General features: G+C 42.0%; 15 protein-coding genes and 4 tRNA genes. 15 read left to right on the top strand and 4 right to left on the bottom strand.

Annotation, left to right across the window (positions count from 1 at the left end; translation table 11 throughout):
• Positions 1 to 14: 14 nt before the first annotated feature.
• The 5 genes from H0S56_RS08855 to H0S56_RS08835 all read left to right on the top strand — a co-directional run bounded on the left by H0S56_RS08855 (position 15) and on the right by H0S56_RS08835 (position 5766).
• Positions 15 to 1904 carry a M48 family metalloprotease gene (locus tag H0S56_RS08855; protein WP_004646611.1) on the top strand — a complete coding sequence of 630 codons (1890 nt, stop codon included), beginning with the start codon at positions 15 to 17 and terminating at the stop codon, positions 1902 to 1904.
• Positions 1905 to 2108: 204 nt separating this feature from the next.
• A complete protein-coding gene (locus tag H0S56_RS08850) occupies positions 2109 to 2753 on the top strand; it encodes a hypothetical protein (RefSeq protein ID WP_071850340.1) in 645 nt (214 codons plus the stop codon).
• 22 nt (positions 2754 to 2775) lie between these two features.
• Positions 2776 to 3741 carry a 2-hydroxyacid dehydrogenase gene (locus tag H0S56_RS08845; protein ID WP_195724879.1) on the top strand — a complete coding sequence of 322 codons (966 nt, stop codon included), beginning with the start codon at positions 2776 to 2778 and terminating at the stop codon, positions 3739 to 3741.
• A gap of 116 nt (positions 3742 to 3857) precedes the next feature.
• Positions 3858 to 5300 (top strand): M48 family metalloprotease, encoded by a 1443-nt coding sequence (locus tag H0S56_RS08840; protein ID WP_004646615.1) that lies wholly within the window; start codon positions 3858 to 3860, stop codon positions 5298 to 5300.
• Between the two features lie 106 nt (positions 5301 to 5406).
• The gene (locus H0S56_RS08835; protein WP_195724878.1) at positions 5407 to 5766 is read left to right on the top strand and encodes a hypothetical protein; all 360 of its coding nucleotides are present in this window, start codon (positions 5407 to 5409) and stop codon (positions 5764 to 5766) included.
• A gap of 69 nt (positions 5767 to 5835) precedes the next feature.
• Here H0S56_RS08835 and H0S56_RS08830 read toward each other — a convergent pair whose 3' ends face one another.
• Positions 5836 to 6282, bottom strand: coding sequence for a GatB/YqeY domain-containing protein (locus tag H0S56_RS08830; RefSeq protein ID WP_004280076.1), 447 nt, complete (start codon positions 6280 to 6282; stop codon positions 5836 to 5838).
• 33 nt (positions 6283 to 6315) lie between these two features.
• Positions 6316 to 6531, bottom strand: coding sequence for a 30S ribosomal protein S21 (rpsU, locus tag H0S56_RS08825; RefSeq protein WP_001136722.1), 216 nt, complete (start codon positions 6529 to 6531; stop codon positions 6316 to 6318).
• Between the two features lie 147 nt (positions 6532 to 6678).
• Between rpsU and tsaD the strand changes: the two genes are divergently transcribed.
• The 4 genes from tsaD to H0S56_RS08805 all read left to right on the top strand — a co-directional run bounded on the left by tsaD (position 6679) and on the right by H0S56_RS08805 (position 11673).
• Positions 6679 to 7695: a tRNA (adenosine(37)-N6)-threonylcarbamoyltransferase complex transferase subunit TsaD gene (gene tsaD / locus H0S56_RS08820; RefSeq protein ID WP_004280030.1), complete on the top strand. Its 1017-nt coding sequence runs from the start codon at positions 6679 to 6681 to the stop codon at positions 7693 to 7695.
• 127 nt (positions 7696 to 7822) lie between these two features.
• Positions 7823 to 8974: an IS4-like element ISAbe18 family transposase gene (locus tag H0S56_RS08815; protein WP_195726033.1), complete on the top strand. Its 1152-nt coding sequence runs from the start codon at positions 7823 to 7825 to the stop codon at positions 8972 to 8974.
• A 204-nt stretch (positions 8975 to 9178) separates the two neighbouring features.
• The gene (locus H0S56_RS08810) at positions 9179 to 10138 is read left to right on the top strand and encodes a sensor domain-containing diguanylate cyclase (RefSeq protein ID WP_195724877.1); all 960 of its coding nucleotides are present in this window, start codon (positions 9179 to 9181) and stop codon (positions 10136 to 10138) included.
• A gap of 488 nt (positions 10139 to 10626) precedes the next feature.
• Entirely contained in the window at positions 10627 to 11673 is a 1047-nt protein-coding gene (locus tag H0S56_RS08805; RefSeq protein WP_195724876.1) for a hypothetical protein, read from the top strand.
• 99 nt (positions 11674 to 11772) lie between these two features.
• On the opposite strand, the gene H0S56_RS08800 is transcribed toward H0S56_RS08805, so the two are convergent.
• Both H0S56_RS08800 and H0S56_RS08795 read right to left on the bottom strand, forming a co-directional pair.
• Positions 11773 to 12186 carry a DUF6176 family protein gene (locus H0S56_RS08800; RefSeq protein WP_195724875.1) on the bottom strand — a complete coding sequence of 138 codons (414 nt, stop codon included), beginning with the start codon at positions 12184 to 12186 and terminating at the stop codon, positions 11773 to 11775.
• Entirely contained in the window at positions 12176 to 13048 is an 873-nt protein-coding gene (locus H0S56_RS08795; RefSeq protein WP_195724874.1) for an ATP-binding protein, read from the bottom strand. Before H0S56_RS08795 ends, H0S56_RS08800 begins: the two co-directional genes overlap by 11 nt.
• Positions 13049 to 13236: 188 nt before the next feature.
• On the opposite strand from H0S56_RS08795, the gene H0S56_RS08790 reads away from it, so the two are divergent.
• The 6 genes from H0S56_RS08790 (at position 13237) to H0S56_RS08765 (ending at position 16432) form a co-directional block, all read left to right on the top strand.
• Positions 13237 to 14748, top strand: a complete 1512-nt coding sequence (locus tag H0S56_RS08790) for a DUF3336 domain-containing protein (protein ID WP_114541754.1) — start codon at positions 13237 to 13239, stop codon at positions 14746 to 14748.
• Positions 14735 to 15556 carry a protein kinase domain-containing protein gene (locus H0S56_RS08785; RefSeq protein WP_195724873.1) on the top strand — a complete coding sequence of 274 codons (822 nt, stop codon included), beginning with the start codon at positions 14735 to 14737 and terminating at the stop codon, positions 15554 to 15556. The genes H0S56_RS08790 and H0S56_RS08785 overlap by 14 nt, the downstream gene beginning before the upstream one ends.
• A 107-nt stretch (positions 15557 to 15663) precedes the next feature.
• A tRNA-Leu gene (locus H0S56_RS08780) sits at positions 15664 to 15748 on the top strand.
• 35 nt (positions 15749 to 15783) lie between these two features.
• Positions 15784 to 15857: transfer RNA gene (locus H0S56_RS08775), tRNA-Trp, on the top strand.
• A 39-nt stretch (positions 15858 to 15896) separates the two neighbouring features.
• Positions 15897 to 15981, top strand: a tRNA-Leu gene (locus tag H0S56_RS08770).
• Between the two features lie 365 nt (positions 15982 to 16346).
• Positions 16347 to 16432 (top strand) — tRNA-Leu (locus H0S56_RS08765).
• Positions 16433 to 16738: the final 306 nt, after the last annotated feature.

Here is a 16738-nt window from a genome sequence, read left to right as displayed (position 1 = left end):
TTTAGGATTCTGCATTGCGAAACGTAGGATACGATTTTATAAAAAACAAAAATATAGTACTGCCTGTAAGTTTTTGCCTGATTGCAATTCTGTTGACTATTTTTATTATTAATACCGTTGTTGGTCTCTTTGTTTTTTATACTGATCCTAGCCAGTCAATCTTCTGGCATGCGCTGAGTCCTTACCTGATTGCTTTGTTGTTATGTGCCATGATGATCTCGGTCATCTACGAGTTTTATATTTTTCGGAATGGTGGTTATTCACTGGCGAAGCAGTTGGGTGCGCGTCGGTTGAGTCCGATGGACAGTATTCCAGAAGAAAGTGCTGCACTGCACATTAACCAGCAACTGGCAGAGACTTTTCTGATTGAAGTTCCGGCGGTGTATGTGCTGCCCGATGAAGTTGGTGTTAATGCACTGACGGCGGGATTTAGTCCGCGGGATACCGCGATTATTCTGACTTGGGGTGCGATACAAACACTCGATAAAGTCGAGCTGTATGGCTTACTCAGCCATGAATTCAATAAAATCCTCTCTGGTGAGGCTGCGGAAAATACCCGTTTGAAAATTCTGTATAGCAGTTTAACTACGTTTAGTCAGTGTGGCAGTAAGATTGCCAAGTCTGGTTTTTATCGAGCGGGTAGTCCGCGTGAAAACAAGTTCGAAACCTTCTATGTGGCAGTTGGTGCGGTGATCTGGCTGATTGGTAGTTTGGGCGTTTTGATTTCCCGTTTTATTAAATATATTTCGTTGGGTGGTCGAACCTATAAAAATGATCAGAAAACTCGTCGCCTGATTCAAAATGATGCCAATATCCAGACTTTACTCAGAATCCATGTGCATCATTCCGGATCCCAGATTTATAGTGAATATGCTGAATCCATTTCACATATGTGCTTTGCCAATTCTTTGAGCCCGCAAAACTGGCTGAATATTCATCCCAATATCAATCAGCGGATTTATGAATTAAATCCTGCCTTGATTCAGGACTTACAGCTTGAGAATCTGAAAAAACTCAAAAATCAGCCTTTGTTTAGTTTGTTCCGTTCTTTGGAAGAAGTGGTGCCTGAAACTGCAATGAGCTGGAGTTCGCCACAGCCTTTGCCATTATTACGGCTGTCTCCGATCAGTTTTGCGATTAAAGATGCGATCAAGCCGCTGAATCCGGAACTTCGGCTCAAGATGCCACGTCCGGAACTGATTGAGCGTGCATTACAAACGGCAACCGGCTCTCGTGAAGTGATGGTCGCCATTTTAATGATTCGTCAATATCGTGAATTTATTCCGACTGAGGCTGAAGTTAGTCGTGCAATTGTAGATTCATTGCTCAATCTCGATGGGCGTGTGCATATTTCGATTTTCCAGCAAGCCTGCAAGAATATCGGCGGCATGCCGACAACTGTCGCACGGCAGTTTTTGATGAAGCTGGCACGGATTATTCAGGAAGATGGCGAAATTGGCCTGCTGGATGCGTTATTACTGGAATGTGTGAAATATGAGTTAAATCTGCTTCCTGCACATACTCCTACAGCACTCGAAGAAGTCAAGCCACAGATTGTGCGTTTGATTGACGCCTTGCTGCATGTACAGCAGATTAATAGCGGCAACCAGCTTGAGGTGCGGGAGCGGATTTTAAACCGGATTCTGACCGCTCAGGAACTGGACTTATACAATGAAATTTCTGATGAGCCGATTGATCTTGCAGAAATTCTGAATGATATTGCGGGGCTGTTATTACGTGATCGTCTCAGTATTTTAGGTATTGCAGAAGCCTGTTTGTGGAGTGATCGTATCGTGACACAGGATGAGTTGGACGTGATGGAGCTGTTGTATTGGCGCTTGGGTTTTGAGGCAGAACAGGTCGTTCAGCAAATGTTAAAGAAGAACAGTTTAACCATTCTGTAGAAAATAAATGACAACGCGCAGCTTTAGCCGGAATCTGTTATAACAGCAGAAATGGTTTGATGGTGTATTAAAAGCACGGTTTTTAGCAGACAGCTAAACTTTGTACTAGAATCCATCAGGATAAAAAAGAAAAGCTGAAAAAGTTCGGCAAAGCACAGGCAATCCGGCTAAAATGTTCAGCCTGAAATTGGTGATGATGAAAAGATGATTGGGCATCAGCGTGACATACTGGCAACATTAGGAATCGATCTCTGGATTCCTAGGGACAGCGCATGTCAGCCGCACCAGGTTTCGATCTGGCGTGATCAGGCTGCACCTGAATTTCACACCGATATCGTCTTACCACAGCCTGCTTCCGTAGAGGCGTTGGCTGATCTACCGATTCCTGAGCCAGAGCCAATTGTTACGCTTAAGGTTGATACACCACCTGCGGCACCGACTCACATTGCAACTGTTCAGGAAGAGCGTGAAATCGTACAAATCCCGCCATTCAGTTTGCAGGCTTTAAGTCTGGCACATTGCAGTATCGTGATTGATGCAACTGCAATGACCGAAGACACCCAGAATTTATGGGGCAATATCCAGCGTGCAGTCCCAGGTGAGTTTCATGAGCTGAACTGGCCATTTCCCTGGGCCAATGTTCAGGATGGACGTGGTGTAGAATCCTATATTCAGGGTTTTCTGGATGGAATGAGTGCAGAGAAAAATATTATTTTCCTCGGGCCTGTAGCGCATATATCAAATACGAAAATGATCCAGTTGGCATCTTTACAAGAAATGCTGGATCAGCCGATTCTAAAAAAACGTTTATGGCAGTTTATGCAAAATAGGACTGCCAGTCTGGAATAATCTTGCTGTGGAATAAAAATAGATGAAACAAAAAGTGGTTGTATTTAGTCAAATTGATACTGATATTCAAAACAAGCTGGAACAAAATTATCAGGTTAGTTATATACAACCGAAGCTAGGCGATGTGAATCAACAGCTTTTGCAGCAGGTTCAGGATGCTGATGGCATGATTGGCGCAGGGCGCTTGTTGAATCGCGATAATCTGGCCAGTGCCACCCGGTTAAAAATTATCTCCAGTGTCAGTGTCGGTTATGACAACTATGAACTGGATTATTTAAATGAAAAGAAAATTTATCTCAGTCATACGCCGCATGTACTGACTGAAACCACTGCTGACCTGGCTTTCACTTTACTGATGTCAGCAGCACGCAAAGTGGCTTACCTGGATCAATGGACCAAGCAGGGACAATGGCAGCGTACCGTGGGCGAAGCACAATTTGGTATGGATATTTTTGGAAAAACCCTCGGAATTATTGGTCTCGGTCATATTGGGGCGGCAATCGCACGTCGTGGTTTTTACGGTTTTAATATGAATATTCTGTATCATAATCGCCGGGAAAAACCAGAACTCGCTCAAGGGGTGAATGCGCAATATTGCCAGCTTGAGGAACTGTTACAGCGTTCTGACTTTGTGGTTGTTGCAGTAGATTTGAATGCGGATTCCAAGGCGCTGATTGCAGCAGCAGAATTGGCGAAAATGCAACCTCATGCGGTATTGGTCAATATTTCACGTGGTTCGGTCATTGATGAGCAGGCATTAATTGAAGCTTTAAAAACCAAGCAGATTTTTGCTGCCGGTCTGGATGTATATCAGAAAGAGCCGTTAAAAGAATCGGAATTATTCCAGTTGGATAATGTGGTTACATTGCCACATGTGGGTTCGGCCACTGCAGCCACCCGTAAAAAAATGGCAGAACTGGCTTATCAGAATCTTGTTGATGCCTTGGAAGGACGAGTGCCCCGTTATGTGGTCAATCCGGAATTTTAAAATGCATCTGATTCGTCGTTTAAATGGTATTAAAAAATAACATTTTCTTGCGTCTCTGCTCATTGTTCAATGCTATATTCAAGATAAATTAGATCGGCAGGATTAGAGATTTTTCATTGAAACGATTGGCGCTGGCGTGTGGCTTAAGTCTGTATATGGTAGCAGGGCACGGCTCTAACCATGATTTTAATCAAGTAAATGTACAATTTTCTGTGCCTGATATTGGTACAGGCGTCGGCTTACTCGATCAACAAAAAGAAAAAATGATCGGTGAAAAAGTCTATCGTGAAGTGCATAAACAAATGCCGGTCCTGCAAAATCCATGGCTTGAAGATCAGCTGCTTTCAGTATTTTCTCATATCCTGAGTCAGACTCAATTGCAACAGCCGATCGGTTTGCTGGTTATTAATGACCCGCAAATTAATGCCTTTGCTGTACCAGGTGGTCTTTTTGCACTTAATGCTGGTCTGATTAATTCAGCCCGAAATATGGATGAAGTGGCAGGAGTGATGGCACATGAAATTGCACATGTCACACAACGTCATTACAGTCGCTCTCAGGATGCCTTTAAAGGGCAAGGTTTACTGGCGCTAGCTGGAATTCTCGTCGGTGCTTTGGTCGCTTCTCAGGCAGATGGTGATGTCGGCACAGCGGTCATGATGGGTTCACAGGCAGCACTTCTGGATAAACAGCTCACTTATAGTCGTAATCAGGAACGTGAGGCAGACCGGATTGGTATGCAATATATGTATCGTTCCGGCTATAACCCGCATAGTATGGCAGATTTCTTTGAGGTCATGCATCGCTCGACCAGCCGCTTAAGCTTTCTGCCGGATTTCTGGTTCACTCATCCACTCACCACCGAGCGTATGAGTGAAGCACGTTTACGTGCCAACCAGCTTCCTGCGGTGAAACGCAGTCTCAATGACCAAGACTTTGACATTATCAAGTGGTATAGCAGGGTATTGTCTGGTCAGACCAATGCAGAGCAGCTTATCCTGATGGACCAGCAAAATAATTTTGCAGGCCAGCTTGCCTTAACTGCCTATCGAATACAGCAAAGTGATTTCCAGGCCGCGCAGGCCACTTTAGATCGAGCAAAAAAGCATAACCAGATGCATCCTTTACAGGTTTTATTCCAGACTGATATTTATTTAGCTCAGAACCAGCTTGATGCAGCTTTGGAAAGTGTAGCGTCAGCAGCGCGGATCATGCCGGAAAATCGAGCGCTCAATTATAAATATGCAGAAGTGCTGATTCGCGCCAAGCAACCCGATAAAGCAAAAGTTTTAGTGCAGCGATTTCTAAATGCCAATTCACGGGATGTCAGTGGCTGGCGACTAATGCAACTGGCTGCCAATGCAGAGCCAGATTCGCCGATTAAGGCTGCTAATGTGCTGCGCTATCGTGCAGAAGTAGAATATTGGTCAGGATATGAAGAAACTGCCATCAAATCATTATTACATGCCCAGCGTAGCGTAAAGAATAATCAATCTTTATCGTCCACCATTCGCCAGCGTCTGAAACAGATGCAGCAGGCACATCAATACAAGATTTAAGGTTGCACTGGGTTTTAAGTTTTTGTATCAGGATGATATAGCAAGAATATATTCAATCAGGCTACAATCTTTCTAAATATTAGTGTGATTAAATCCGAAGCATGATATGAAAAAAATACTATTGGGCGTGTGTCTACTGGGGTGGAATTATGGGGTTTTTGCTGCGAGTGCAGTTGAATATGTAGAAGCGGTAGAACGAATTAATGCGGATTATAAAAAGGAATCGCGTCAATTTTTAAGTGGTTTAAATCCGCAGCAACAGGGATTTAGTCCTGAGCAGAATGCAAAATTTTGTGGAATAGTAGGACGCTATGTTGATCGTTTATATCAAGCCGCTGACCAGAATCGTGCTTATCTGGATCGTAAGTTTCAAAATATGAGTAAACGGGATGTAATTGTAGAAGTGAAATCGTCGAAAGAGATGCAATTACTTAAGCGTTATCAGGTCGATTGTAATTTGCAATGAGAATACGTCAGGAACTGTCTTTGATTAAAGGCAGTTCAACGTTAAAGAGAAAATACTAGAGAGTATGGATTAAGCAAGTTGCGCTTTGATTTTGGCGGAAACTTGTGCAGGATCGGCGCGCCCGGCTATGAGCGGACGCAGAGAATTCATCACCTTACCCATATCTTTCATGCTAGTAGCTTGTTGCGCTGCAATAGCTTGCGCAATCATGGAATCAAGTTCTTCCTCAGTCATAGCTTCTGGTAGAAACTGAGACAAAATCTCAATTTCGGCTTGTTCCTTACTAGCTAAATCATCTCGGCCAGCGCCTGCAAAGGCTTTAACCGATTCTTTACGTTGTTTAATTTGTTTTTCAATGACCGCAAGAACCTGAGCGTCGTCAAGTTCTTTGCGCTCATCGACTTCGATTTGCTTAATTGCTGCCTGTAGACTACGAATGACCGTCAGCTTGGACATTTCTTTGGCACGCATTGTTGCTTTCAAAACATCCGTGATTTGGTCTTTTAAAGTCGTCATTATTTATTCCAGGCAATCAATCACAAATTAATCTTAGTAAAGGCGAGTTGTACGTACTGATTCACGCGCCAATTTCTTTTGGTAGCGTTTAACAGCAGCAGCTTTTTTGCGCTTACGTTCTTGAGTTGGTTTCTCGTAGAATTCACGCTTACGTACGTCAGCAAGAACACCCGCTTTTTCGCATGAACGTTTGAAACGACGGATAGCTACGTCTACTGGTTCGCCTTCTTTCAATTTAACTTGTGGCATGAAGAATCCTCATATCAGTTAGGGTAAGATCTCGGGCTGAATTGCCCTCAATCACAAGTGAAGGTCACTATTTTACTCATTTACATCTCATACCACAAGTCTATAATAGTTGCTGCAATAGAATTGATAAAGGTTATAGGCAGTTTAATGATCGTTTTAGGCTTGGAAACGTCGTGTGATGAAACAGGACTTGCGCTGTATGACAGCGAGTTGGGTTTGCGCGGACAGGTGCTTTATAGCCAGATTAAACTGCATGCAGAATATGGCGGTGTAGTTCCAGAGCTGGCGTCACGTGATCATGTGCGTAAACTGATTCCACTCATCAATGAGCTGCTTGAACAGAGCGGCGTGAAAAAATCAGAAATTGATGCAGTCGCATATACCCGTGGCCCGGGTCTGATGGGCGCACTCATGACCGGTGCATTGTTTGGTCGTACTTTGGCCTTTGCGCTGAATAAACCCGCAATTGGTGTGCATCATATGGAAGGTCATATGCTGGCACCTTTATTGTCAGAAACTCCGCCTGAGTTTCCATTTGTCGCATTGTTGGTATCGGGTGGACATTCTCAGCTCATGGCTGCTTATGGCATTGGCCAGTATGAACTCTTGGGTGAATCCATTGATGATGCGGCAGGCGAAGCATTTGATAAAGTCGCGAAGATGATGGGTCTGCCGTATCCGGGTGGCCCGAATATTTCCAAACTGGCAGAGCAGGGCGATCCAAATGCATTTGCATTCCCGCGACCAATGCTGCATCAAGGTTTAGAATTTTCATTCAGTGGTCTAAAAACCGCAGTTTCTGTACAAATGAAAAAACTCGGTGATGAAAACCGCGATGCCGATATCGCTGCCAGTTTTCAGGAAGCCATTGTCGATACTTTGGTGAAAAAATCGGTCAAAGCACTGAAGCAAACTGGATTGAAACGTTTGGTGATTGCCGGTGGTGTCAGCGCTAACAAGCGTTTACGTGAGCGTTTAGAAGCAGATTTAGCCAAGATCCGTGCTTCGGTTTATTATGCGGAACCTGCACTCTGTACAGACAATGGTGCCATGATTGCTTTTGCGGGCTATCAACGTCTAAAAGCAGGACAGCATGATGGCTTGGCGGTAACAACCACACCACGCTGGCCAATGACGGAATTAACTAATCCGACAGAAGCATAGATTTCAGGCTTGAAAAAAAGAGGTTAAGGCCACTGCTGTCCCATAGTTTGCTTTAAATAAAAAAACCTGAGTCCTAACAGTTAAAATATGAGTGCAAACAAACACTTTAACGACCAGGATTCAGGTTTTGTCACATCAGAATACCGTATTTCATGAGCTAATTAAACCTGTTGTGCGACAGGATTTTGAACAACTTGCTAAAGTACACCATGTTGGACAGAAATTTAGAGCGGCTTCCCGGTGGGATCAGTTTATTGCCATATTGATGTCTCAATTCTCTTGTAGGCAAAGTCTGAGAGATATTCAATCCAATTTGGAGTGCCAACAGGAAAAGCTAAGTCATCTCGGAGCAAAGTCTATTCCCCGAAGCACGCTGGCACGAATCAATGAGCAGCAGCCTGCTGCCTTGTATCAACAGCTATTTTACAAGTTGCTTAAATACTATGAACACTCGAAAGTAGCTCATAAATTTCGCTTTAAGAATCCCTTGTATTCCTTGGATGCCAGTCATATTGACCTGTCGCTTTCCTTATGTGAATGGGCCAAAGTTCACGACTCAAAAGCCAGCATGAAACTCAGCATAGGATTGAATCACAGCAATGATATTCCTGAGTTTGTTGCAGTTGAAAATGGCAAAGAAAATGACATGGTACAAGGCCGCAAATTCCAGTTTCCTGCTGGCAGCATTGTAGTTTTTGATAAAGGCTATGTCGATTACCAATGGTATGCAAATCTGACTGCTCAAAACATTGGATTTGTCCCACGTTTTAGGCCTAAATCTGTGTATCAGGTGATCCGGCAACATCCAGTGCTTGAATCCAAAGGTATTCTAAAAGATGAAACCATTCAGCTGAATAGCGCACATGCCCTAAAAAGAAAAGCCCCAGTGTTAAGAAGAATTGAATATAGAGATCAGCAAAGTGGCAAGCACTTTAGCTTTCTCAGCAATAACTTTCATTTAGCCGCCTCCACCATTGCGGCGATTTATAAAGATCGTTGGAAAGTTGAGCTGTTCTTTAAGGCGATTAAGCAGAATCTCAAATTAAAAGCGTTTCTAGGCCGCAGCAGGAACGCAATTCAGACACAAATCTGGATTGCGATGATCGCCTATTTATTGGTGAGTTTCGCTCAACATTTAGGGAAAACAGGTTGGACAGTTCAACGTTTACTCAGAATAATTCAAGTGAATTTGTTTGAAAGAAGAACTTTAAAAGCTTTATTTTCACCCGATAAAATACCCATAAAACAAGAGGAAGCTCAAATGAGCTTCCTCTTGTGAAAAATTGTGGGACAGCAATGAGGTTAAGGCCTCTTTTTTATTGTGAATTTTTAAATGAAAACTTATAGCAACGGTATGTTGTAAATATATAGTTTTATAGCTGTATTTAGAGCTTGTATATTCTATTGAAACCGGAAAAATAGTTTAATAGCTTAAGTTTATATCATGCATATTTTTACAGGTTTGTAGCAGAGGCAATCTCGGATGGAAAATATAAATTTCAAAAGTTTTCAGGATGCTGGAGAGGCAGTATTAAAGTTTCTGCATCAGCATTTTGGCTTTGATTTATGGATGATTACCCGGGTAGAAGGCCAAGACTGGATTGTGCTGCAAAGTGAAGACCATGGTTATGATATACGACCCGGCCAAGTGTTTCAGTGGGCTGATTCTTTTTGTTCTCATATGGTCGCAGGTAAGGCCCCGAGAATTGCACCTCGCTCTGAAGAAATTCCTTTATATGCCACAGCGCCGATTAATCAGCAGGTCTGTATAAAATCTTATATTGGTCAGCCACTCCTTAAAGAAGATGGTAGTTTGTTTGGAACGCTCTGTGCGATTGATCCAGAAACCAAATCGGAAGCTATTGTGCAAGATATGCAACTGGTCGAGTTGTTGGGACAATTGCTCAGTTCGATCTTGCAGGCAGAATTACGTCAGAGTGAGCAGATAAGACAGCATGAATTATTGCAGGAAGAAGCCAGTAAAGATGAATTGACCGGGCTCTATAATCGCCGTGCCTGGGAAAAACTGCTGCGAGCAGAAGAAGAGCGTTGTAAGCAATATGGTCATCCCGCCGCTGTATTATTTATTGACCTGAATGACCTAAAAAAGGTGAATGATAGTTTGGGGCATGATGAGGGTGACAAGCTGATTCAAAATGCGGCTCAAGTATTGCGAGATAACGTACGAATTAATGATATTGTTGCCCGTTTGGGTGGCGATGAGTTTGTGATTCTTAGCGTGGAAAATGATGAAACGGGTACTGAAAGTTTAGTGGATCGTTTAATTAATGCCTTTGCAGCAGCAAACATTGGCGCAGCGATTGGTATGGCAATGCGTCATCCTGGTCAGGGTTTATTTGCAACGCTCGCACAAGCGGATCAGAACATGTTTGAATATAAACGTCGGAAAAAATCCAGTGAATCCATGACCAATCTAAAATAATTGACGCTTTAAATCTTCTTTAAATGATTCAGTATTTCATATCATAAAAATGATCATTTTCTATGCTCTAAAGTCATCCTATCTTTTAATATTTTCTTTCATAGCCATGTATGAAAGTTGAGCATGATTCTCCATAAAAAGAAAATTCAATCCGTCTTTAACTTAACCATTACAAATTTTATAAGCTTTGTTGCAAAGTTAATCGATTTAATTAAATGCGCTTTAAGTGTTTTGAAAAGTGACTCTGGTAAGGAACAAGATTCAAATAAGCAATTCATTTCTTATGATAATTGTTGTTTGAAATATACATTAAAATTACAGAACCAAAAAATTCTTTGTTTAAAGATAAAGCGCTATCGAAGGATAAAGCTGGCTGCCAAGAAAAAACATTACCGGCAGAAATAGCATTTGAGCTGTTCCGTTTCGAGAAGGCCAATCTTTAGTGATCACCAAATAAAAATGCAAAGAAATTTTAGGGAATAAATTTTATGAAAAAGCAGATTTCTATCTTTGGACTTGCTCTTGTTTCGGGTTTAATGAGTGCCTGTGGCGGTGGTGGGGGAAGTAGCTCAGACAGTCCTACTGTCACTACACCTCCAAATGTTCCTAAGGAAAGTATTTCCCCTGAGCTTTCAGAGGAGTTTGTCCCGTTTGAAGATCAGGATATTGTAAAGAAAATTCGCGATAAAATTTCCGGAAATACCAGTAATGATACCGACTATAATGTTGCTCTAGGTCACATGATTGGAGAAGTATTCGCAGATTATCCTTATGGGCGTACTGCACGTATTATCAAAATTTATAATTTGGGCATCAATAGTATTAAATATCCAAATCTGATCTGTTCGGAAGTCAATACCACTGGTTCGGTCAAAACCCTGAAATTAAAAACAAATAAAGATAACTGTATTATTCTGGATAAAACTTACCGTAAAGGTTCAACCATTACTCAGACGGTGAATGGTGACACGACGACTTTAAGCTTTAGCAATGTCCGTTATGGCTCAAATGTAGATTTTAATCTCAAGGACGACTACCTGATTTCTGGCACAATTGTGCATCGTAAAACTAAAAATGAAATGGGTGAATCCGAGTCTTATCAAATCGATCAGTTGGAATTCCAGCGTATAGCCGAGACCGGTCAGGCAGGTACTTCTGGAATCGCGTTTGATACAAAGAGCAAAGAATACCTGCAAGTGCGTAATTATAATTACACCTTGGTGGATGATTATGGCAGTGGCAGTAATGGGATTCGTACCTTAACCAGTCGCGGTACGATTATCGGTCAGCCTGATCTGGCAGATTATCGTTATAGTTTTGATTTTAATACCACGACACCATTCAAGATGGACGAAACCGTATTAAATAACTATAGGCATTTGCCAAAAGAGGGCGTGCTTAGAATTAAGGACAGCTATGATCAGGTAATTGAAGTCAAGCAGAACCAGCCTGAATCGTTGAAGGCTACTGTGTATTTCAATGGCAGTCAGATTGATGACTTGCTGTGGTCCACCATTATCGGTGATAAACAATAATTTGAGATGTCAAAAAAGCCCCGTATTACTGGGGCTTTTTTTATTATGAATCGAGGGTAGTCTTTATTAAAAAACTCTTTAAATAGCCGTGCTAATAAATCAGGTAGCTGTAGCATCCAATAACAATTCAGCGGGATAAACTGCTTGCCATGAAGTTTTAAACTGTTTATGCACTTGATCAATCGGACAATTGTTGAATTTCACAATATTTTGTGTCTTTTGAATATCGTCGGCGCGCATATATGCAATTAAATAGTCTTGACCATGAAGTTGCAGATAAAACCAGGATTCAACGTGAACCTGTTCAGCCTTAAGCGTTTCAATTACTTCGTCTTGACGTGCTTTCAAAGTACGCTGCCAGTCATGAACTTGCTGCATGTGTAAGGGCTTAAGTTGAATGAGAACTGCGCCGACATCCATAATTTTAATTTTCTTTTGAGTATCATCATTATATAAATGATTTATATGAAAAAAGCGACCTGAACCGGTCGCTTTTAAGTTTTTAAGAGGCATTTAGTTGGGTTGAACCAATCCAGTGCTTGGAAAACTGATAGGCAGCACGTCCTGAACGTTGACCGCGTGCCTGACACCAGCGTAGGGCTTCAGCACGGGTTTCTGGCGTGAGTTCCATGTCTGCCTTTTTGAGATAATGTTCTACAATTTCTAAATACAGGTTCTGATCCATTGGATAGAAAGACAGCCATAAACCAAAACGGTCAGATAGCGAAATTTTCTCTTCAATCGCTTCCTGAGGATGCAATTCGGTATATTGCGGAACATCAACCCGGGTAACTGGGGTATTTTCATGCATAAATTCGGGTAATAAATGACGACGGTTACTGGTCGCATAAATCACAAAATTGCTGGAACCGGATTGTAAAGAGCCATCTAAAACACTTTTTAAACTGCGATAATTTTCGTCTTCGGCATTAAAGGCCAGATCATCACAGTAGACAATAAACTTCTCTGAACGCTCTGCAATGAGTTGCTGAATTTGAGGCAGATCGGATAAATCATCCCGTTCGATTTCAATTAATCGTAACCCTTGATCTGCATACTCGGTGAGTAGGGCACGAACAATGGAGGATTTACCCGTACCGCGTGAACCGGTCAGTAAGACATCATTGGCAGGTAAGCCGTTTAAAAACTGCAACGTGTTCTGGATGACTTTTTCTTTTTGTCGCTCAATCCCTTTTAAATCGGCCAGTTCCATCTGTCTAAGCTGATGAATAGGTTTGAGTTCACCATGTTGCCATTTATAGGCATGAGCAGAAAAATCAGGAATTTGTTTTAGTTCGGGCAGACTTTGCTGAAGTTGCTGCAGAACAGTCGAAAGAGCATTTAAAATATGGTCAGGTAACTCAATTTTCGCCATGATTTAACATTACAGATTTAAAATTATGGCTAAGATAGTACCATTGCAAAATTCACAGTCAAAGCCAGAAAAGTATGATAATTTGCTTAAAGTAGAGAATTTTCGTTATTGTAGAGGATAGAAAATTTGTACACATTTTCTGGCTCTGGGTACGAGCTGTATCAAGAATAAATATAGGGAAAAGGCAGATGCTGTTTAAAGATTTTACTCAGGATATTAATCCACATCAGGCCTATCGTATTAAAAAGCTCAAGCAGCAGCTGCAACAGGCTGAGTCCTATGAGGAATGGAAATATATTGCCCTGAAAATAGATGAAGAATCAGGTGCACAGGAATGGAAATTTGATAACAGTTCACCCTACTTTGATGCAGAAGTGATCGCACATCGTCTGGGTAAATTACGACGCTATCGACAACAAAAGCGCACCCGTGACCTGATGTATATTTTGCGCGAAGGCCTGAGCTACGATATTGCCAACATTGCCCATCCTCTACTGTTTACCGAAGCCTATGTGGGCACTAAAAGAATTATTGAAGATTATGTCGAAGAAGTCAGCCAAGGCTTAGCCTATATTGCTTCAATAGACTGTACCTGTCTCAGTATGGAAGAAAAAATCGAATATTTTCAGCATTGTCAGCGCGCCTATGGCCAGCCAGCCCTGATGTTTTCCGGTGGTTCGACGCTGGGTCTGTTTCATACTGGTGTATGCAAAGCCTTAATGGAGCAGGACTTGTTGCCGAAGGTAATGTCCGGTTCAAGTGCGGGTGCCATCATGACCGCCATGTTAGGTGTGTCCAAACCTTCGCAATATATTGATATTTTGAAAGGTCATAATTTCTTTCATGAGGCTTTTCATTTTCGCACCATGAGTGAATTGATGAAAGGCAATGGTGGTCTGGCGGATGTAAAATATCTGAAAAAATTTCTAGTCGAAAATCTGGGTGATCTGACCTTCGAAGAAGCGCTTAAAACCTCAGGTCTGCATATCAATATTGCGGTTGCGCCTTATGATGCTGGACAGGATGCACGCATTTTAAATGCCTATACTTCTCCGGATTTACTGGTCTGGAGTGCAGTACTGGCTTCTTGTGCGGTGCCGATTCTGTTTCCACCGGTTCGTTTGACCAGTAAGCGCTATGATGGTCAATATACGCCTTATATGGGTTCAACCCACTGGGTAGATGGCAGTGTACGGAGTGATTTCCCACAGGAAAAAATGGCACGCCTGTATAATATCAATTATACCATTGCCAGTCAGACCAACCCGCATATCGTGCCATTCATGCAGGATGATATTTCACGTTTCCGTAAAGGTACCTTGAGCTGGCCGCAACGGATTGTTCGCCGTCAGGGCGCGGTGATTACCAAAGGCATGATGGATTTTGCCCGAGAGCATGCCGGAAGCTTACCTCCTGTACGCCGTCTGCTGGATCATGGCTATGGTGTGGTGGATCAGCGTTATTATGGTGATGTGAATATTGTTGGTAAATATAGCCTGCGCCACTATAGCTATATGTTGCAGAATCCACGGCCGTATCTGTTTAAAATTTTACAGCGTGAAGGCGAGCGTGCCACATGGCCGAAAATTTCCCTCATTGAGACTCAGGAACGGGTCGGGAAAACTATTCAGCATTGTCTGGAGCTGCTAAATTATCAGCATACACTTAATCCAATACCTGAATACATTGCCACGACTTAATTTAGATCATCTCGATATTTCTGATTTTGAACTACGAACCAAAGCCCGTAGTCTGGGTTTTGGTCGGCGTCTTTATTATGCCAAGGGAAATGCGCTCTGGCTAAAAACCCAGATATCGCATAGATCTGATAGTTTAATATCATCTCCACATGCTGAACTAGGCTGGCAACATGAGCTGGATTTTTATCAGGCTCATGCCAGCTCAGGTGATCTAAATTTTTTCCTTCCACATCAAATTATTCAACAGCCTTTCAAGATCAATCATGAACAATTTGAGCAGGCCTTAATTCTGGTCGATGCGCCGGCGCATTTTCAGATCATGCCGCATCAGCAATCTATCGGGAAAATTTGGCAACATTTGCTGCAAGCCGTGGAGCCTCTAATCTGCCTGCAAGAATTGGGTTATTTACATGCCGATTTAAAGCAGGAACATTTTGTAAATAATCAGGACAGGGTCTGCCTGCTTGATTTTGAGCAAGTCCAAACCCTCCATCAGAATGACCTGCATGAACTGAATGCGACACCGCGTTATATGGCGCCAGAACTGTTTCAAGACCAAGCCAAGAGCTTACAAAGTGAAGTTTATGCTTTGGGGATTATTTTTTATGAGTGGTTGAGTGGTCAGCGTTTACAGGCGACTGATTATCTGGATTGGGCCTTTTTGCACTGTCAGCGCCTGAAGATTGAGTTACCGGAACACATCCAAACTTTTCAATGCTTATTAGAAAAAATGTTACATAAGCAGAAGCAGCATCGTTTGGCCGATTTTCAAGCGGTTAAAGACTACTTAATGACTGAAATTGAATGAGAAAAATACAACAAAACTCGGATTGTTTCTTATTTAATCAAACGAGTGTTTTTTTATGATAAACGGCTTGTCAGTTGGAAATGATCTCTATAATATACACAGCCATTGGGGACGTGGCGAAATTGGTAGACGCACTGGATTTAGGTTCCAGCGCCGCGAGGTGTGAGAGTTCGAGTCTCTCCGTCCCCACCAATCGATATTTGGGAAACTGGATATTGGGTAGAAGTAGAGGATTGGTGTAATGGTAGCATGACGGTCTCCAAAACCGTTCGTCAAGGTTCGAATCCTTGATCCTCTGCCAAAGTTTGAAAGAAATCCAACGCTAAGTTGGTATCCTGATGGGGACGTGGCGAAATTGGTAGACGCACTGGATTTAGGTTCCAGCGCCGCGAGGTGTGAGAGTTCGAGTCTCTCCGTCCCCACCATCATATTAAAGCAAGGCCGATGCCTTGCTTTTTTATTGCCTGAAATTTGAGGTCGGTTTTTTAGTACCAGATTTTTGCTGTCAAGATTGATGAACATCAATGCGTTCTGGGCTTAAATTATCTAGCGAATGATTGCAAGGGCAGGGCTTTAGTAAATTTCATGGTATTGCATGCAATCTGCATATTGAATAATTTAAATGTCATATGGATCAGTTCCATTGTATTCATCAATTTTATATGTTGGTCTAAATAGAGCATTATTTGCTCAATAATGAATTAACTGCTTAATTTTTGATATAAAAGTATTTAGCTTTTTGCAGAACTACTTGTGAATCAGGTCTGATCGCTATAATATACACAGCCATGGGGATATGGCGGAATTGGTAGACGCACTGTGTTCAGGTCGCAGCGCCTTCTGGGCGTGAGAGTTCGAGTCTCTCTATCCCCACCATCATATTAAAGCAAGGCGAGTGCCTTGCTTTTTTTATTGCCTGAAATTTGGTAAAGCTGTTGTTATTTATGCGGTATTGTATTCTGATTTCAAGCACTGGTTCAGACATTATTTATCAATAATAGTTTCAGTATTCTGAATGCCTATGTTGATCAAGATTAGAAATTCATTTGAGTTTTAATTTAAAATGCTGGAATTGAATCGAAATGATTAAAAATAACGAATGGGCAGTCATATCCTAAAATGAATCAAATTTTCGGCAGAAATTTTATAAAAAATTAAAAAATAGAACTAACTGTTTATTTT

Source organism: Acinetobacter lwoffii (assembly GCF_015602705.1).
Classification (GTDB): domain Bacteria; phylum Pseudomonadota; class Gammaproteobacteria; order Pseudomonadales; family Moraxellaceae; genus Acinetobacter; species Acinetobacter lwoffii_E.
This window is presented reverse-complemented; position numbering and strand designations above follow the sequence as displayed.